The organism is Streptomyces sp. PKU-EA00015 (assembly GCF_013387495.1).
Classification (GTDB): domain Bacteria; phylum Actinomycetota; class Actinomycetes; order Streptomycetales; family Streptomycetaceae; genus Streptomyces.
The window spans coordinates 126,777-142,378 of the sequence record NZ_JABZEE010000035.1 but is presented as its reverse complement, the minus strand read 5'-3'; the positions used below and the strand labels follow the sequence as shown (position 1 = coordinate 142,378).

Genomic DNA, 15,602 nt, shown 5'->3' with positions numbered 1-15,602 from the left:
TGCGCGCCCGTGGGCGCGGACGCTTCGCGAGCACTTCCGAATCTTCAATACTTGAACCTATGGCTACATGCCGTGTCCTTCACGGGTTCAGTTCGACCCCTTGACTTCGAAACTTGAAGGCATAGTCTCTGCAATGTTGTTTTTACCTTCAAGTGGTGGGCGGCGAGAACTTGTGCGCCACTTGAAGGGCTCGCCCCACACGCCCGGCGACGCCTGCCGGACGGCCCCAGGAGTACACGTGACCAGCACTGCGCAGCCCCCGCCGGCATCGGGCGCCCGCGAAGCCCACCCCGAACACCTCGGGCATGTCATCTTCATCACGGCGGCCGCCGCCATGGGCGGTTTCCTCTTCGGATACGACAGCTCCGTCATCAACGGCGCCGTCGAGGCGATCCGGGACCGCTACGACATCGGCTCGGGCACGCTCGCTCAGGTCATCGCCATCGCCCTGATCGGCTGCGCCATCGGCGCCGCGACCGCCGGCCGTATCGCCGACCGCATCGGACGCATCCGCTGCATGCAGATCGCGGCCGCGCTGTTCACCGTCAGCGCCGTCGGCTCCGCCCTCCCGTTCGCGCTCTGGGACCTGGCCCTGTGGCGCATCGTCGGCGGCTTCGCCATCGGCATGGCGTCCGTCATCGGCCCCGCCTACATCGCCGAGGTCTCCCCGCCCGCCTACCGCGGCCGGCTCGCCTCCTTCCAGCAGGCCGCGATCGTCATCGGCATCGCCGTCTCGCAGCTGGTCAACTACGGCATCCTCCAGCTCGCCGACGGTGAGCAGCGCGGTGAGATCGGCGGGATCGAGGCCTGGCAGTGGATGCTCGGCGTCATGGTCGTACCGGCCGTCCTCTACGGCCTGCTCTCCTTCGCGATCCCCGAGTCGCCGCGCTTCCTCATCTCCGTCGGCAGGACCGACAAGGCCAGGGCGGTCCTCGCCGAGGTCGAGGGCAAGACCGTCGACCTCGACGCCCGTATCGAGGAGATCGACCTCGCGATGCGCCGCGAGCACAAGTCGACCTTCAAGGACCTGCTCGGCAGCCGCTTCGGCTTCCTGCCCATCGTCTGGATCGGCATCGGGCTCTCGGTCTTCCAGCAGCTCGTCGGAATCAACGTCGCCTTCTACTACTCGGCGACCCTGTGGCAGTCGGTGGGCGTCGACCCGGCCGGCTCGTTCTTCTACTCCTTCACCACGTCGATCATCAACATCGTCGGCACCGTGATCGCCATGGTCCTCGTCGACCGCATCGGCCGCCGGCCGCTCGCGCTCATCGGCTCCGCCGGCATGGCGATCGCGCTGGCCTTCGAGGCGTGGGCCTTCTCCGCCGAGCTCGTCGACGGCAAGCTGCCCGAGACCCAGGGCGTCGTCGCCCTGATCGCCGCGCACGTCTTCGTGCTCTTCTTCGCCCTGTCCTGGGGTGTCGTGGTCTGGGTCTTCCTCGGCGAGATGTTCCCGAACAGGATCCGCGCCGCCGCGCTCGGCGTCGCCGCGTCCGCGCAGTGGATCGCCAACTGGGCCATCACCGCGAGCTTCCCGAGCCTCGCCGACTGGAACCTCTCGGGCACCTACATCATCTACACGGTCTTCGCCGTGCTCTCGATCCCCTTCGTACTCAGGTACGTCAGGGAGACGAAGGGCAAGGCGTTGGAGGAGATGGGCTAATCCCCGCTGCCCCTCTCCTCACCACGGAAACTGCCCCGGCTCAGCGCGTGAGCCGGGGCAGTACGTCTTCGCACAGCCGGTGCAGGCTGCGCCAGCCCTCGTCCACCGGCATGCCGCCGCACAGCGGATGCAGCACCAGGCTCTCCACGCCCAGGGCCACGCACTCGTCCGGCGTGACGATCCGGTACACGCCCTCCGCGCGCAGCTCCTCCACCGTGTCCGCAGTGGAGCGCACCGCCGAGCGGATGTCCTTCGACTGCCACGACGCGTAGGTGCGCGCCTCGTGGAGGAAGTGGTGGCCGTACAGCGCCCACGCCCGGTCCGGGTCCTCGGCGATGTGCAGCAGCGGTGTTTCAGGGGCGGGCATCATGCAGAAGCCCTCGGTGCCGTACTCGGCGCGGCGCTCGTTGTAGTACGCCTCCAGCCCCGGCAGGTGCGCGCTCGGGAAGAAGGGCAGGCCGAGGCGCGCAGCCCGCCGTGCGGCCGCCCGTGACGAACCGCCCACCAGCAGCATCGGATGCGGCTGGGTGTACGGGCGGGGCGTGACGCGCACGCTGCGCCCCCGGTACACGAACTCCTCGCCCGTCCACGCGGTTATCAGCGTCTCGAGCAGCTCGTCCTGGAGCGCGCCCCGCCTCCCCCATTCCACACCCGCCCGCTCGTACTCCTCGGGCCGGTAGCCGATGCCCGCGACGGTGACGAGCCGGCCCCGGCCGACGAGGTCGAGCACGGCGATGTCCTCGGCCATACGCAGTGGATCGTGCAGCGGCCCGATGACCGCGGAGACGGTGACGGTGATACGGCGAGTGGCGCCGAGGACCGCGCCCGCGAAGACGAAGGGCGAGGGCAGCCAGTTGTTGGTGGCCCCGTGGTGCTCCTCCGTCTGGACGGTGTCGATGCCGCGGTCGTCGGCGTACGCGGCCATCTCCAGGGCCGCGCGGTAGCGGGCGGCGAGTGTGCCGGGCGTCGCGTCCGGCTCCACCAGGTTGAACCGAGCCACCGTGAAGGCCATGGGAAGTCCCCTCCGCCGGATGTGGGCATGGCGAAGGGGACGGTAGCTGACACAGCGTCAGAAGAATAGGGGCGGGAGCTCCGGTCGGCCACGCCGTCCGGGCACAGCCCCGGGGGTCGGGCGGGGGACCCGCCCGCCGCAGCGCAGCGACTGAGGAGCGGGGCGGTCACGCATACTGGACGCGTTATGGAATTCGTCATCCTTGCTGTAGTCATCGCCCTGGTCGCCATCGGCGCCATCAGCGGGCTCGTGGTCAGCAGCCGCAAGAAGAAGAAGCTGCCGCCCCCGGCACCGCCGAGCACGCCGACCATCACTGCTCCGCCCGCCGAACCGCACGTCGGCGACGAGGCGGAGACGCCGCGGGACGAACCCCGCCGCACCATCGAGGAGGTCGACCTCCCGTCGGCCGAGGAGGCCGTCGGGACCCCGGTCGCCGTCGAGGACCCGGTCGTCGCCGAGCCCGTCGCGCCGGAGATCGAGATCCCCGAGCCGACCGCCGGCCGGCTCGTCCGGCTGCGCGCGCGCCTCGCCCGCTCCCAGAACTCCCTCGGCAAGGGACTGCTCACGCTGCTGTCGCGCGAGCACCTCGACGAGGACACATGGGAGGAGATCGAGGACACCCTCCTCACGGCGGACGTCGGCGTCGCCCCGACCCAGGAGCTCGTGGAGCGGCTGCGCGAGCGCGTGAGGGTGCTGGGCACCCGTACGCCCGAGCAGCTGCGCACCCTGCTCCGCGAGGAGCTGCTCACCCTCGTCGGCACCGACCTTGACCGCGCGGTCAAGACCGAGAGCGGCCTCGACACACCCGGCGTCGTCATGGTCGTCGGCGTCAACGGCACCGGGAAGACCACCACCACCGGCAAGCTCGCCCGCGTGCTCGTGGCCGACGGCCGCTCCGTGGTCCTCGGCGCCGCCGACACCTTCCGTGCCGCGGCCGCCGACCAGCTGCAGACCTGGGGCGAGCGCGTCGGCGCCCGCACGATCCGCGGCCCCGAGGGCGGCGACCCGGCCTCGATCGCGTTCGACGCGGTCAAGGAGGGCATCGCCGAGGGCGCGGACGTCGTGCTGATCGACACCGCGGGCCGGCTGCACACCAAGACGGGCCTGATGGACGAGCTCGGCAAGGTCAAGCGCGTCGTGGAGAAGCACGGCCCGCTGGACGAGATCCTGCTGGTCCTGGACGCCACGACCGGTCAGAACGGTCTGGTGCAGGCGCGCGTCTTCGCCGAGGTCGTGGACATCACCGGCATCGTGCTCACCAAGCTGGACGGCACCGCCAAGGGCGGCATCGTCGTCGCGGTCCAGCGCGAGCTGGGCGTGCCGGTCAAGCTCGTCGGTCTGGGCGAGGGCGCGGACGACCTGGCTCCGTTCGAGCCGGAGGCGTTCGTCGACGCGCTCATCGGCGACTGACCCGCTCATGTCACAGGGGCCCGGCCGTGTCGTACGCGGCCGGGCCCCTGTGCGTGTCCGGGCGGCGGCTCAGGGACTGCGGTGGCAGATGTACGCCAGCGTGCCGAGCAGCAGCCGGGCCTCGGGCGGCGCCACCGCCGTGTCCGGGCACGGCGCGCGCAGCCACCGCACCGGGCCGAGGCCGCCGCGGTCGGACGGCGGGGCGGTGATGTGGTCGCCGGGGCCCAGGCAGCGCAGGTCCAGGCCGGCGTCGTCCCAGCCCATCCGGTAGAGCAGGTGCGGCAGCCCGGCAGCGGCGCCCGGCGCCACGAGGAACTGGCAGCGGCCGTCAGGGGTCTGGGACACCGGGCCGAGCCGCAGGCCCATGCGCTCCATGCGCACCATCGCGCGGCGCCCGGCCGGGGCCGCCACGTCGAGGACATCGAAGGTGCGGCCCACGGGCAGCATCAGCGCCGCGCCCGGCACCTGGGACCACGCCTTCGCGGCCTCGTCGAGCGTGGCCCCGGGCGGGACCTCGAGCGCGAAGTCGAGGGGATGGGCGCCCGGCGCGGCGCACGCCGGATCACCGCAGGAGCAGCGGCCCGCGGCCGCGCGCGCTCCCGGAATCACGGACCAGCCCCACAGGCCGGTGTACTCGGCCACCACGGTGGCCTCCGTCGTGCGTCCGCGGCGCCGGGAGCCGGACCGGATCTGACTGATTCCCCGGGTGCCGCCGATCGTGAAGCCCATGCCCCCTCCAACGGGTCGGACGCGCCGGTGGTTACGAACCGGACCTTTCCGGTGACGCTGCGTCGCCGGCGTCCGGCTCCCGACGGCGCGCAGTGGCGTCCGGGAGAGTGCGGCGTGCGACACGCGCCTGCCCGTGCGACACTGCACCACCCCTGGATCGTGCTGTGTCAAGTCAATCGCGCCTGACCGTAAGTCAGTTCACTCGGAGGGGTGGCGAATGGTGGCGTTTCTGCCATCGCACTCGTGAGCACGTGATCGTCGGATTACTTTCAGTGCACGAACCTGCAATTGCAGCGGACAGGCGGGTATGCCCGGGGCAACACAGCGTCCCCGACGACCGCATGCAAGCGGCTCACCGGAGGCCGTGACCCACGGCATTCTGGTAGGGGTTCGGGCGACACGGCATCGGCGGACGGGGGCACCCAGGGTGAGCGGCAGCGGCGCAGACGGGACGGGCACCGGCAAGCGCCCGAACGAGCAGCTGAGCTCATGGTTCGTGCGGAGCGGCTGGTCGAAGGGTGAGCTCGCGCGCCAGGTGAACCGCAGAGCACGCCAGATCGGCGCACACCACATCAGCACGGACACCTCCCGCGTGCGCCGCTGGCTCGACGGCGAACAGCCCCGCGAGCCCATCCCGCGCATCCTCTCCGAGCTCTTCTCCGAGCGGTTCGGCAGCGTCGTCGCCATCGAGGACCTCGGACTGCGCACCGCGCACCAGGCACCCTCCGTGTCCGGGGTCGACCTGCCCTGGGCGGGCGAGCAGACCGTCGCCCTGCTCAGCGAATTCTCCCGCAGCGACCTGATGCTGGCCCGCCGCGGTTTCCTCGGCACCTCGCTGGCCCTCGCCGCGGGCCCCGCACTCGTCGAGCCGATGCAGCGCTGGCTCGTGCCCACCCCCGGCGAGGGCGCGGCGCGCCAGGAGTCGCCCACCCCGCTGCGCAGGTCGGCCCGGCTGTCCGGCCCCGAGCTGGATCTGCTGGAGTCCACCACCGCCATGTTCCGCAAGTGGGACGCCCAGTGCGGCGGCGGACTCCGGCGCAAGGCGGTCGTCGGCCAGCTCCACGAGGTCACCGACCTCCTCCAGGAGCCCCATCCCGCCGCCACCGAGCGCCGGCTGTTCAAGGTCGCCGCCGAACTGGCCGAGCTCGCCGGCTGGATGAGCTACGACGTGGGACTCCAGCCCACCGCGCAGAAGTACTTCGTCCTCGCCCTGCACGCCTCCAAGGAAGCCGGCGACAAGCCGCTGGGCTCGTACATCCTGTCCTCGATGAGCCGGCAGATGATCCATCTCGGCCGGCCCGACGACGCCCTGGAGCTCATCCACCTCGCGCAGTACGGAAGCCGTGACTGTGCCACCGCCCGCACCCAGGCCATGCTGTATGCGATGGAGGCCCGCGCCTACGCCAACATGGGCCAACCCAGCAAGTGCAAGCGGGCCGTGCGGATGGCCGAGGACACCTTCGCCGACGTCGGCCTCGACGACGAGCCCGAGCCCGACTGGATCCGCTTCTTCTCCGAGGCCGAGCTCAACGGCGAGAACGCCCACTCCTTCCGCGACCTCGCCTACGTCGCGGGCCGCAGCCCCACCTACGCCTCCCTGTCCGAGCCGGTCATGCGGCGCGCCGTCGAGCTCTTCGGCCGGGACGCGGAGCACCAGCGGTCGTACGCACTCAACCTGATCGGCATGGCCACGGTGCACCTGCTGAAGAAGGAACCGGAGCAGGCCACAGCCCTGGCCGACCAGGCCCTCGGGATCGCCAGGAAGGTCCGCTCCGAGCGCGTCAACAACCGGCTCCGCAAGACCGTCGACACGGCCGCCAGGGACTTCGGGGACGTCCCCGAGGTCGCCTGGTTCACCGATCGCCTCACCGCCCAGCTGCCCGAAACCGCCGAAGCGGTCTGACGGGCGGGCCGCATACCCCGGCCGCGGCGCTCACCCCGGACTGTCCGACTCGGCTCCCCCTTGTGCCAGGTCTTCCGGGTGGGTGTCGCGGCCGGTCCCGCGATGGGCCAGAGGGTACGCCCGGCCCCCCTCGGCGATCAGTCAGTTCATGGCCTCGTAACACGCCGGACCCCTTCGTCACGGCCGCGAAACATCGAGCGGCATCGGCGGAAACCGCGCTGCGCCAATCTCATGGCGCATAACCGGCCCGCCTTTACCGCACTGGCTCCGCCCGCACGCGGCCGCACGACGACGAGGAGACGCCGATGCCCCCAGGCATCTCGACCCTTGCCGCAGACGCTCCCGAGCTGTCTGCCGCCAACACAGGGTTCATGCTCATCTGTTCCGCCCTGGTGATGCTCATGACGCCGGGACTCGCCTTCTTCTACGGAGGCATGGTCCGGGTCAAGAGCACTCTGAACATGCTGATGATGAGTTTCATCAGCCTCGGGATCGTCACCATCCTCTGGGTGCTGTACGGCTTCAGCATGGCCTTCGGCACCGATATCGGCTCGATCGTCGGCTGGAGCTCGGACTACGTCGGCCTCGGCAACATCGGCGTCACCGAGCTGTGGGACGGCTACACCATCCCCGTGTACGTCTTCGCCGTCTTCCAGCTGATGTTCGCGATCATCACGCCCGCCCTGATCAGCGGTGCGCTGGCCGACCGGGTGAAGTTCACCGCGTGGGCCCTGTTCATCACCCTCTGGGTCACCGTCGTGTACTTCCCGGTCGCGCACTGGGTGTGGGGCGCCGGCGGCTGGCTGTTCGAGATGGGTGTCATCGACTTCGCCGGCGGCACGGCCGTGCACATCAACGCCGGTGCGGCCGCCCTCGGCGTCATCCTGGTCATCGGCAAGCGCGTCGGATTCAAGAAGGACCCGATGCGCCCGCACAGCCTCCCGCTCGTCATGCTCGGCGCCGGGCTCCTGTGGTTCGGCTGGTTCGGCTTCAACGCCGGCTCCTGGCTCGGCAACGACGACGGCGTCGGCGCGGTGATGTTCGTCAACACCCAGGTCGCCACCGCCGCCGCGATGCTCGCCTGGCTCATCTACGAGAAGATCCGCCACGGCGCCTTCACCACCCTCGGTGCCGCCTCCGGCGCGGTCGCCGGCCTGGTCGCCATCACCCCGTCCGGCGGCGCCGTCTCCCCGCTCGGCGCGATCGCGGTCGGCGCCATCGCCGGTCTGCTGTGCGCCATGGCCGTCGGCCTGAAGTTCAGGTTCGGCTACGACGACTCCCTCGACGTCGTCGGCGTCCACCTCGTCGGCGGTGTCATCGGCTCCCTGCTCGTCGGCCTCTTCGCCACCGGCGGCGTCCAGTCCGACGTCAAGGGCCTCTTCTACGGCGGAGGACTCGACCAGCTGGGCAAGCAGGCCATCGGTGTCTTCGCGGTCCTCGCCTACTCTCTGGTGGTCTCCGCGGTCCTCGCCTTCGTCCTCGACAAGACGATCGGCATGAGGGTCGACGAGGACGACGAGGTCTCCGGCATCGACCAGGTCGAGCACGCCGAGACCGCGTACGACTTCAGCGGCGCGGGCGGCGGTACGGGCTCCCGCAAGGCCGCACCCGTACCCGCGGACGCCGTCGCAGCCGCAGCAGAGAACAAGAAGGTGGACGCATGAAGCTCATCACCGCAGTCGTGAAGCCGCACCGGCTGGACGAGATCAAGGAGGCCCTGCAGGCCTTCGGCGTCCAGGGCCTCACGGTCACCGAGGCCAGCGGCTACGGCCGGCAGCGCGGCCACACCGAGGTCTACCGGGGCGCCGAGTACACCGTCGACCTCGTCCCCAAGATCCGCATCGAGGTGCTGGTCGAGGACGACGACGCCGAACAGCTCCTGGACGTGATCGTCAAGGCCGCACGCACCGGCAAGATCGGTGACGGCAAGGTCTGGAGCGTTCCGGTCGACACCGCGGTCCGGGTCCGCACGGGCGAACGCGGCCCGGACGCCCTCTGACCCCACGACGAACAGGAGCTGCTGGGTGAGTCTCGACGTGATCGGTGAATCGGAAAGCTCGGACCCCAGCGGCTACGCGGCGGCCCGGCTGCGCCTTCTCGGGGAGAAGGCGCAGCCCGGGCCGTCGCGCCGTGCGGCGCTCGCCGCACTGACCGACGACTGGCTGGCCGCCCTGTTCGCGGCCGCGGTCCTGGAGACCGGGGTGCGGGGCGCGGCGCTCGTCGCCGTCGGCGGCTACGGACGCGGCGAACTCTCGCCGCGCAGCGACCTCGACCTGCTCCTCCTGCACGACGGCAGTGCGGACCCGGCGGCCGTCGCCGCGGTCGCCGACCGGATCTGGTACCCCGTCTGGGACCTGGGCCTCGCCCTCGACCACTCCGTACGCACCCCGGCCGAGGCCCGCACGACCGCGGGCGAGGACCTCAAGGTGCAGCTCGGCCTCCTCGACGCACGCGCCGTCGCCGGTGACCTGGGGCTGGTGGCCTCCCTGCGCACCGCCGTACTCGCCGACTGGCGCAACCAGGCCCCCAAGCGCCTGCCCGAACTCGACGAACTGTGCCGCGAGCGGGCTGCCCGCCAGGGCGAACTCCAGTACCTTCTCGAACCCGACCTCAAGGAAGCCCGCGGCGGCCTGCGCGACGTCACCGCCCTGCGCGCCGTCGCCGCCTCGTGGCTCGCCGACGCCCCCCGCGAGGGCCTCGCCGAGGCCCGCCGCACCCTGCTCGACGTCCGCGACGCCCTCCACCGGACCACCGGACGCGCCACCGACCGCCTCGCCCTCCAGGAACAGGACCAGGTCGCCGCCGAGCTGGGCCTGCTCGACGCCGACGCCCTGCTGCGCCAGGTGTACGAGGCCGCGCGGACGGTCTCGTACGCCAGCGACGTCACCTGGCGCGAGGTCGGCCGCGTGCTGCGGTCGCGCGCCGTACGCCCCCGGCTGCGCGCCATGCTCAGCGGCGGGCGGAGTGTCCAGCCCGAACGCACCCCGCTCGCCGAAGGCGTCGTCGAGCAGGACGGCGAGGTCGTACTCGCCCGCACGGCCCGGCCCGACCGCGACCCTGTCCTCGTGCTGCGCGCCGCCGCGGCTGCGGCGCAGGCCGGCCTGACCGTCTCCCGGCACGCCGTGCGCCGCCTGGGCCAGGCGGCGGGCCCGCACCCGCTGCCCGTGCCCTGGCCGGCCGAGGCCCGCGAGGAACTCGTCACCCTGCTCGGCGCGGGGGAGCCGACCGTCCCCGTCTGGGAGGCGCTGGAGGCCGAGGGCCTGATCACCAAGCTCCTGCCCGACTGGGAGCGGGTGCGCTGCCGGCCGCAGCGCAACGCCGTGCACACCTGGACCGTCGACCGCCATCTCGTCGAGACCGCCGTCAAGGCGTCCGCGCTGACCCGCCGCGTCGGCCGCCCCGACCTGCTGCTGGTCGCCGCGCTGCTCCACGACATCGGCAAGGGCTGGCCCGGCGACCACTCCGTGGCGGGCGAGACGATCGCGCGCGACGTCGCCACAAGGATCGGCTTCGACCGCGCCGACGTCGAGGTCGTCGCCACCCTCGTACGCCACCATCTGCTGCTCGTCGAGACCGCGACCCGGCGCGACCTGGACGATCCGGCCACCGTCGCGTCCGTCGCCTCCGTCGTCGGCTCCACCGGCACGCTGGAGCTGCTGCACGCCCTCACCGAGGCCGACGCCCTCGCGACCGGACCGGCGGCCTGGTCGTCCTGGCGCGGCTCGCTCGTCGCGGACCTGGTGCGGCGCGTGGCCGCCGTCCTCGCGGGCGACGCGCCGCCCGAGCCGGAGGAGCAGGCCCCCAGCGCCGAGCAGGAACGTCTCGCCGTCGAGGCCCTGCGCACCAAGGAGCCCGTCCTCGCCCTGCACACCCAGGCCACCGCACCGCAGGAGGAGGGCGAGACGGAACCGGTCGGCGTCGAGCTGCTGATCGCCCTGCCCGACCAGCCCGGCGTCCTGCCCGCCGTCGCCGGCGTCCTCGCGCTGCACCGTCTCACCGTCCGCGCGGCCGACCTGCGTGCCATCGAGCTGCCGGACGAACTCGGCGGCGGCGCGGTCCTCGTCCTCGACTGGCGGGTGGCGGCCGAGTACGGATCGCTCCCTCAGGCCACCAGGCTGCGTGCCGACCTCGTCCGCGCCCTGGACGGCTCCCTGGACATCCGGAGCCGCCTGGCCGAGCGCGAGGCCGCCTACCCCCGGCGGCGCGGCCTCACGGCGCCGCCGCCGCGGGTGACCCTCGCCCCGGCCGGCTCGCGCCGCGCCACGGTCATCGAGGTCCGCGCCCAGGACGCCCCGGGCCTGCTCCACCGCATCGGCCGGGCCCTGGACGGCGCGGCGGTCCGGGTGCGCAGCGCACACGTCTCGACGCTCGGCGCGAACGCGGTCGACGCCTTCTACGTCACCGATCCGCAGGGCTCCCCGCTGTCCCCGTCCGAGGCCGCCGACGTGGCGCAGGCCCTGGAGAGCGCTCTGCGCGCCTAGAGGGTGTCCGGCCGGGCGGTGCCCGTGTCTGCTGCGTACTTGCCCGGACCGATACCCTGGGGGGCGACCGACCGCCCGCTTCCGACCTCCGAGGACCCGCGACCGCCGTGTTCGATACCCTCTCCGACCGCCTTGCAGCGACATTCAAGAACCTCCGGGGCAAGGGCCGCCTCAGCGAGGCCGACATCGACGCCACGGCACGTGAGATCCGTATCGCGCTGCTCGAGGCCGACGTCGCGCTCCCCGTGGTCCGCTCCTTCATCAAGCAGATCAAGGAGCGGGCGACCGGCACCGAGGTCTCCCAGGCGCTGAACCCAGCCCAGCAGGTCATCAAGATCGTCAACGAGGAGCTCATCGGCATCCTCGGCGGCGAGACCCGCCGCCTGCGGTTCGCCAAGACCTCCCCGACCGTGATCATGCTCGCCGGTCTGCAGGGTGCCGGTAAGACCACCCTCGCCGGAAAGCTCGGCCTCTGGCTCAAGGGGCAGGGCCACTCCCCGCTCCTCGTCGCCTGTGACCTCCAGCGGCCCAACGCCGTCAACCAGCTCGCGGTCGTCGCCGAGCGCGCCGGCGTCGGCGTGTACGCGCCCCAGCCGGGCAACGGCGTCGGCGACCCGGTCCAGGTCGCCAAGGACTCCGTCGAGCACGCGCGCACCAAGCAGTACGACATCGTCATCGTCGACACCGCCGGCCGCCTCGGCATCGACGAGGAGCTGATGCAGCAGGCCGCGGACATCCGCGACGCCGTCAGCCCCGACGAGATCCTCTTCGTCGTCGACGCGATGATCGGTCAGGACGCCGTCAACACGGCGGAGGCGTTCCGCGACGGTGTCGGCTTCGACGGCGTGGTGCTGTCCAAGCTGGACGGCGACGCCCGAGGCGGTGCCGCGCTCTCCATCGCGCAGGTCACCGGCAAGCAGATCATGTTCGCCTCCAACGGCGAGAAGCTGGACGACTTCGACGCGTTCCACCCGGACCGCATGGCGTCCCGCATCCTCGGCATGGGCGACATGCTCTCGCTCATCGAGAAGGCCGAGCAGACCTTCAGCCAGGAAGAGGCCGCCAAGATGGCCTCCAAGCTGGCGAGCAGCAAGGGCAAGGAGTTCACGCTCGACGACTTCCTGGCCCAGATGGAGCAGGTCCGCAAGATGGGCTCCATCTCCAAGCTGCTCGGCATGCTGCCCGGCATGGCGCAGATGAAGGAGCAGATCAACAACATCGACGAGCGCGACGTGGACCGCACGGCCGCGATCATCAAGTCGATGACCCCGGGCGAGCGCCACGATCCGACGATCATCAACGGCTCGCGGCGCGCCCGTATCGCCAAGGGCTCGGGCGTGGAGGTCAGCGCGGTCAAGTCGCTGGTCGAGCGGTTCTTCGAGGCCCGCAAGATGATGTCCCGCATGGCCCAGGGCGGCGGGATGCCCGGCATCCCGGGCATGGGCGGCGGCCCCGGCCGGCAGAAGAAGCAGCAGAAGCAGGCCAAGGGCAAGCGCAAGAGCGGCAACCCGATGAAGCGCAAGGCCGAGGAGGCCGCGGCCGCGGCCCGGCGCGAGCAGGCCGCCCAGGGCGGCGCGTTCGGCCTGCCGGCCGGCCAGCCCGGTCAGGACTTCGAACTGCCGGACGAGTTCAAGAAGTTCATGGGCTGACGCCCACCGGTCCCGTACGCGAGAGGGGCCCGCGACCGATCCGGTCGCGGGCCCCTCTCGCGTGCCGGGGTCAGGGCGTGCGGGTGATCAGGTAGCGGAAGACGTTCGGCATCCAGACCGTCCCGTCGGGCCGCACATGCGGGTGCAGCGCCTCGGTGATCTCCTTCTCCACTTGCGCCTGGTCGCTGTCCCTGACCGCGGCGTCGTACAGTCCGGTCGACAGCAGGCCGCGCACGGCACTGTCCACGTCCGCGTATCCGAAGGGGCACGCCACCCGCCCCGAGCCGTCCGGCCGCAGTCCGGCCCGTGCCGCCACGTCCTCCAGGTCGTCGCGCAGCGCCGGCCGCCAGCGCCCTCCCCCTACGGCCTGGCGGCCTTGGGAGGTGCCCCCATCGGTGCGCGTCCGGCCGGAATGTCCCTCCGCCACGCGGAGCACCCCCGAACTGGCGCACCGCTCCGGCGGGCCCCAGCCGGTGAGCACCACGGCACTGCCGCGCTCCGCCAGCGCGACGGCGCTCCGCAGGGCGGCGCCGAGCCCGTCCGCGTCACCGGCCCGGCAGCCGATCGGCTGGAAGACAGTGATCAGGTTGTACGGGGGGCGGCCCGGATCGGCCGCGGCCCCGGCCTCGCCGTCGAACAGGCGCGCGGCCTGCGCGGGGGAGTCGTGGGTGCTCATCCGCTCGCGCGCGAGGACCAGCCGCTCGCGGTCCGTGTCCGTGCCGCTCACCGCGGCGCCGCGTCCGGCGGCGATCAGCAGCGCGAGACCGGAGCCGCAGCCGAGGCCCAGCAGCCTGGAGCCCGCACCGACCTCCAGACGCTCGTAGACGGCCTCGTACAGCGGCACCAGCATCCGTTCCTGGATCTCGGCCCAGTCACGGGCCCGTTCGCACGCCTGAGCAGAGGAGGCCGACGCCGTGTGGGGTCGGTGCCGGACGAGCGTGGATGTCATCTGTGCGCCCCATTCCGCCGAGAGAGTCGGTTGTGCCCTGAAGGACAGCCCCCGTGTGCTTTCGCCGCGCCCCCCGTATGCCAGGGAACTGCGCGTGCGCCCCCACGTCCAGGGGTCGTGCCGCACTGCTTGCGCGCCAGAGGCGTGCGCCCCTGCCCGCCTGGCCGATTCCCGATCCGGTCCCGCACCGCCGTACCATGCGCGCCATGGCCAAGACACCTGTCCTGACGCCTCAGGCGGAGGACTTCCCGCGCTGGTACCAGGATCTGATCGGCAAAGCCGAACTGGCGGACAACGGCCCGGTGCGCGGCACCATGGTCATCCGGCCGTACGGCTACGGCCTGTGGGAGCGGATGCAGCAGGAGATGGACGCCCGCATCAAGGCCGCGGGCGCTCAGAACGCCTACTTCCCGCTCTTCATCCCCCAGTCTTACCTGACTCGGGAGGCTGAGCACGTCGAGGGCTTCGCCCCCGAGCTCGCCGTGGTCACCCACGGCGGGGGCAAGGACCTCGAGGAACCGGTGGTGGTGCGACCGACCTCCGAGACGATCATCAACGACTACTTCTCGAAGTGGGTCCAGAGCTACCGGGATCTGCCGCTGCTGATCAACCAGTGGGCGAACGTGGTCCGTTGGGAGATGCGCCCGCGGGTGTTCCTGCGCACCACGGAGTTCCTCTGGCAGGAGGGCCACACCGCGCACGCCACCTACGAGGACGCCCGCGACTACGCGGCGTACATCCACCGGGACGTCTACGCGGACTTCATGGTCGATGTGCTCGGCATCGACGTCGTGCTCGGCCGCAAGACGCCCAGGGAGCGGTTCGCCGGAGCCATCAACACGCTCACCCTGGAAGGGATGATGGGCGACGGCAAGGCTCTGCAGATGGGCACGAGCCATGAGCTCGGCACCAATTTCGCCAAGGCCTTCAACACCACCTACCTCTCGGCCGAGGGGCACCAGGAGCTCGTCTGGCAGACCTCCTGGGGCACCTCGACCCGGATGGTCGGCGGGCTGATCATGTCGCACGGCGACGACAACGGACTGCGCGTCCCGCCCCGGCTCGCTGCGGTCCAGGTCGTCGTCATGGCGATCAAGGGCGACGAGGCGGTCGCCAAGGTCCGCGAGGTCGGCGAGACGCTCAAGGCGGCGGGTCTGCGCGTGCACGTCGACGACCGCGTGGACACCCCCTTCGGCCGCCGGGCGGTGGACTGGGAGCTCAAGGGCGTGCCCGTACGGATCGAGATCGGCCCCCGGGACCTGGCGGCGGGCACCGCGGTGCTGGTGCGCCGGATTCCGGGAGGCAAGGAGCCGGTGAGCATCGAGTCGCTCGCCGCGCTGCTGCCCAAGGTCCTCGACGACGACCAGGCGTTGCTGCTGGAGCAGTCCCGCCGGCGGCGCGAGGACCGCACCACCGACGTCTCGACCGTCGCCGAGGCCGCCGAGGCGGCGGCGGCGGGCGGCTGGGCCCGCATCCCCTGGGCGACCCTGGGCGAGGAGGGCGAGGCCGCGCTCGCGGAGCAGGCGGTGTCGGTACGCTGCCTGGTCGCGGAGGACGGGTCGGTGCCCGAGTCCGACGACGCGCCCGGTACTGTCGCGATCGTGGCCCGCGCCTACTGACAGCGCCGCCCTGTGGCAGCGCGCCCCGGCGCTACGGGCCCGCCCGAGCGCCGGGGCGTACGCCTGCGGTGGCATTCCGCCGACGCGCGCTACGTACCGGCTTGTTGCGAGCTGCGAGGCTTCTCCGCAGATCAGCGCACCCGCCCTCGTCTTGATGCATCAACGGCAACTGACGGGTACGTGCAAATTA

Annotated in this window: 11 protein-coding genes; 8 read left to right on the top strand and 3 right to left on the bottom strand. The window is 71.7% G+C overall.

The genetic code is table 11. The features are described from left to right. The first annotated feature begins 238 nt into the window (after positions 1–238). Positions 239–1,660 (top strand): sugar porter family MFS transporter, encoded by a 1,422-nt coding sequence (locus HW130_RS22140; protein WP_177151411.1) that lies wholly within the window; start codon positions 239–241, stop codon positions 1,658–1,660. 40 nt (positions 1,661–1,700) lie between these two features. On the opposite strand, the gene HW130_RS22135 is transcribed toward HW130_RS22140, so the two are convergent. Continuing rightward, on the bottom strand, positions 1,701–2,672 hold the full coding sequence (locus HW130_RS22135; RefSeq protein WP_177151410.1) for an LLM class flavin-dependent oxidoreductase: 972 nt from the start codon (positions 2,670–2,672) through the stop codon (positions 1,701–1,703). A gap of 186 nt (positions 2,673–2,858) precedes the next feature. Between HW130_RS22135 and ftsY the strand changes: the two genes are divergently transcribed. Beyond that, positions 2,859–4,082 (top strand): signal recognition particle-docking protein FtsY, encoded by a 1,224-nt coding sequence (ftsY, locus tag HW130_RS22130; RefSeq protein ID WP_177151409.1) that lies wholly within the window; start codon positions 2,859–2,861, stop codon positions 4,080–4,082. A gap of 69 nt (positions 4,083–4,151) precedes the next feature. On the opposite strand, the gene HW130_RS22125 is transcribed toward ftsY, so the two are convergent. Beyond that, a complete protein-coding gene (locus tag HW130_RS22125) occupies positions 4,152–4,811 on the bottom strand; it encodes a bifunctional DNA primase/polymerase (protein WP_177151408.1) in 660 nt (219 codons plus the stop codon). Positions 4,812–5,238: 427 nt separating this feature from the next. Here HW130_RS22125 and HW130_RS22120 point away from each other — a divergent pair, with 427 nt between their 5' ends. The 5 genes from HW130_RS22120 to ffh all read left to right on the top strand — a co-directional run bounded on the left by HW130_RS22120 (position 5,239) and on the right by ffh (position 12,844). Further along, entirely contained in the window at positions 5,239–6,714 is a 1,476-nt protein-coding gene (locus HW130_RS22120; protein ID WP_177151407.1) for a hypothetical protein, read from the top strand. 305 nt (positions 6,715–7,019) lie between these two features. Then, positions 7,020–8,378, top strand: coding sequence for an ammonium transporter (locus HW130_RS22115; protein ID WP_177151406.1), 1,359 nt, complete (start codon positions 7,020–7,022; stop codon positions 8,376–8,378). Further along, the gene (locus tag HW130_RS22110) at positions 8,375–8,713 is read left to right on the top strand and encodes a P-II family nitrogen regulator (protein ID WP_177151405.1); all 339 of its coding nucleotides are present in this window, start codon (positions 8,375–8,377) and stop codon (positions 8,711–8,713) included. The genes HW130_RS22115 and HW130_RS22110 overlap by 4 nt, the downstream gene beginning before the upstream one ends. A 25-nt stretch (positions 8,714–8,738) precedes the next feature. After that, the gene (locus tag HW130_RS22105; RefSeq protein WP_309140520.1) at positions 8,739–11,195 is read left to right on the top strand and encodes a [protein-PII] uridylyltransferase; all 2,457 of its coding nucleotides are present in this window, start codon (positions 8,739–8,741) and stop codon (positions 11,193–11,195) included. A gap of 107 nt (positions 11,196–11,302) precedes the next feature. Further along, positions 11,303–12,844, top strand: a complete 1,542-nt coding sequence (ffh, locus tag HW130_RS22100) for a signal recognition particle protein (RefSeq protein WP_177151404.1) — start codon at positions 11,303–11,305, stop codon at positions 12,842–12,844. 70 nt (positions 12,845–12,914) lie between these two features. On the opposite strand, the gene HW130_RS22095 is transcribed toward ffh, so the two are convergent. Then, positions 12,915–13,793: an SAM-dependent methyltransferase gene (locus HW130_RS22095; protein WP_177151403.1), complete on the bottom strand. Its 879-nt coding sequence runs from the start codon at positions 13,791–13,793 to the stop codon at positions 12,915–12,917. Between the two features lie 206 nt (positions 13,794–13,999). On the opposite strand from HW130_RS22095, the gene proS reads away from it, so the two are divergent. Further along, positions 14,000–15,412, top strand: a complete 1,413-nt coding sequence (gene proS, locus HW130_RS22090; RefSeq protein WP_177151402.1) for a proline--tRNA ligase — start codon at positions 14,000–14,002, stop codon at positions 15,410–15,412. Positions 15,413–15,602: the final 190 nt, after the last annotated feature.

What these genes read in the sequence shown, in the direction of transcription:
- ftsY (WP_177151409.1), top strand. Translation starts at nt 2,859, where the DNA reads ATGGAATTCGTCATCCTTGCTGTAGTCATCGCCCTGGTCGCCATCGGC.
- HW130_RS22115 (WP_177151406.1), top strand. Translation starts at nt 7,020, where the DNA reads ATGCCCCCAGGCATCTCGACCCTTGCCGCAGACGCTCCCGAGCTGTCT.
- HW130_RS22135 (WP_177151410.1), bottom strand. Translation starts at nt 2,672, where the DNA reads ATGGCCTTCACGGTGGCTCGGTTCAACCTGGTGGAGCCGGACGCGACG.
- proS (WP_177151402.1), top strand. Translation starts at nt 14,000, where the DNA reads ATGGCCAAGACACCTGTCCTGACGCCTCAGGCGGAGGACTTCCCGCGC.
- HW130_RS22125 (WP_177151408.1), bottom strand. Translation starts at nt 4,811, where the DNA reads ATGGGCTTCACGATCGGCGGCACCCGGGGAATCAGTCAGATCCGGTCC.
- HW130_RS22095 (WP_177151403.1), bottom strand. Translation starts at nt 13,793, where the DNA reads ATGACATCCACGCTCGTCCGGCACCGACCCCACACGGCGTCGGCCTCC.
- HW130_RS22110 (WP_177151405.1), top strand. Translation starts at nt 8,375, where the DNA reads ATGAAGCTCATCACCGCAGTCGTGAAGCCGCACCGGCTGGACGAGATC.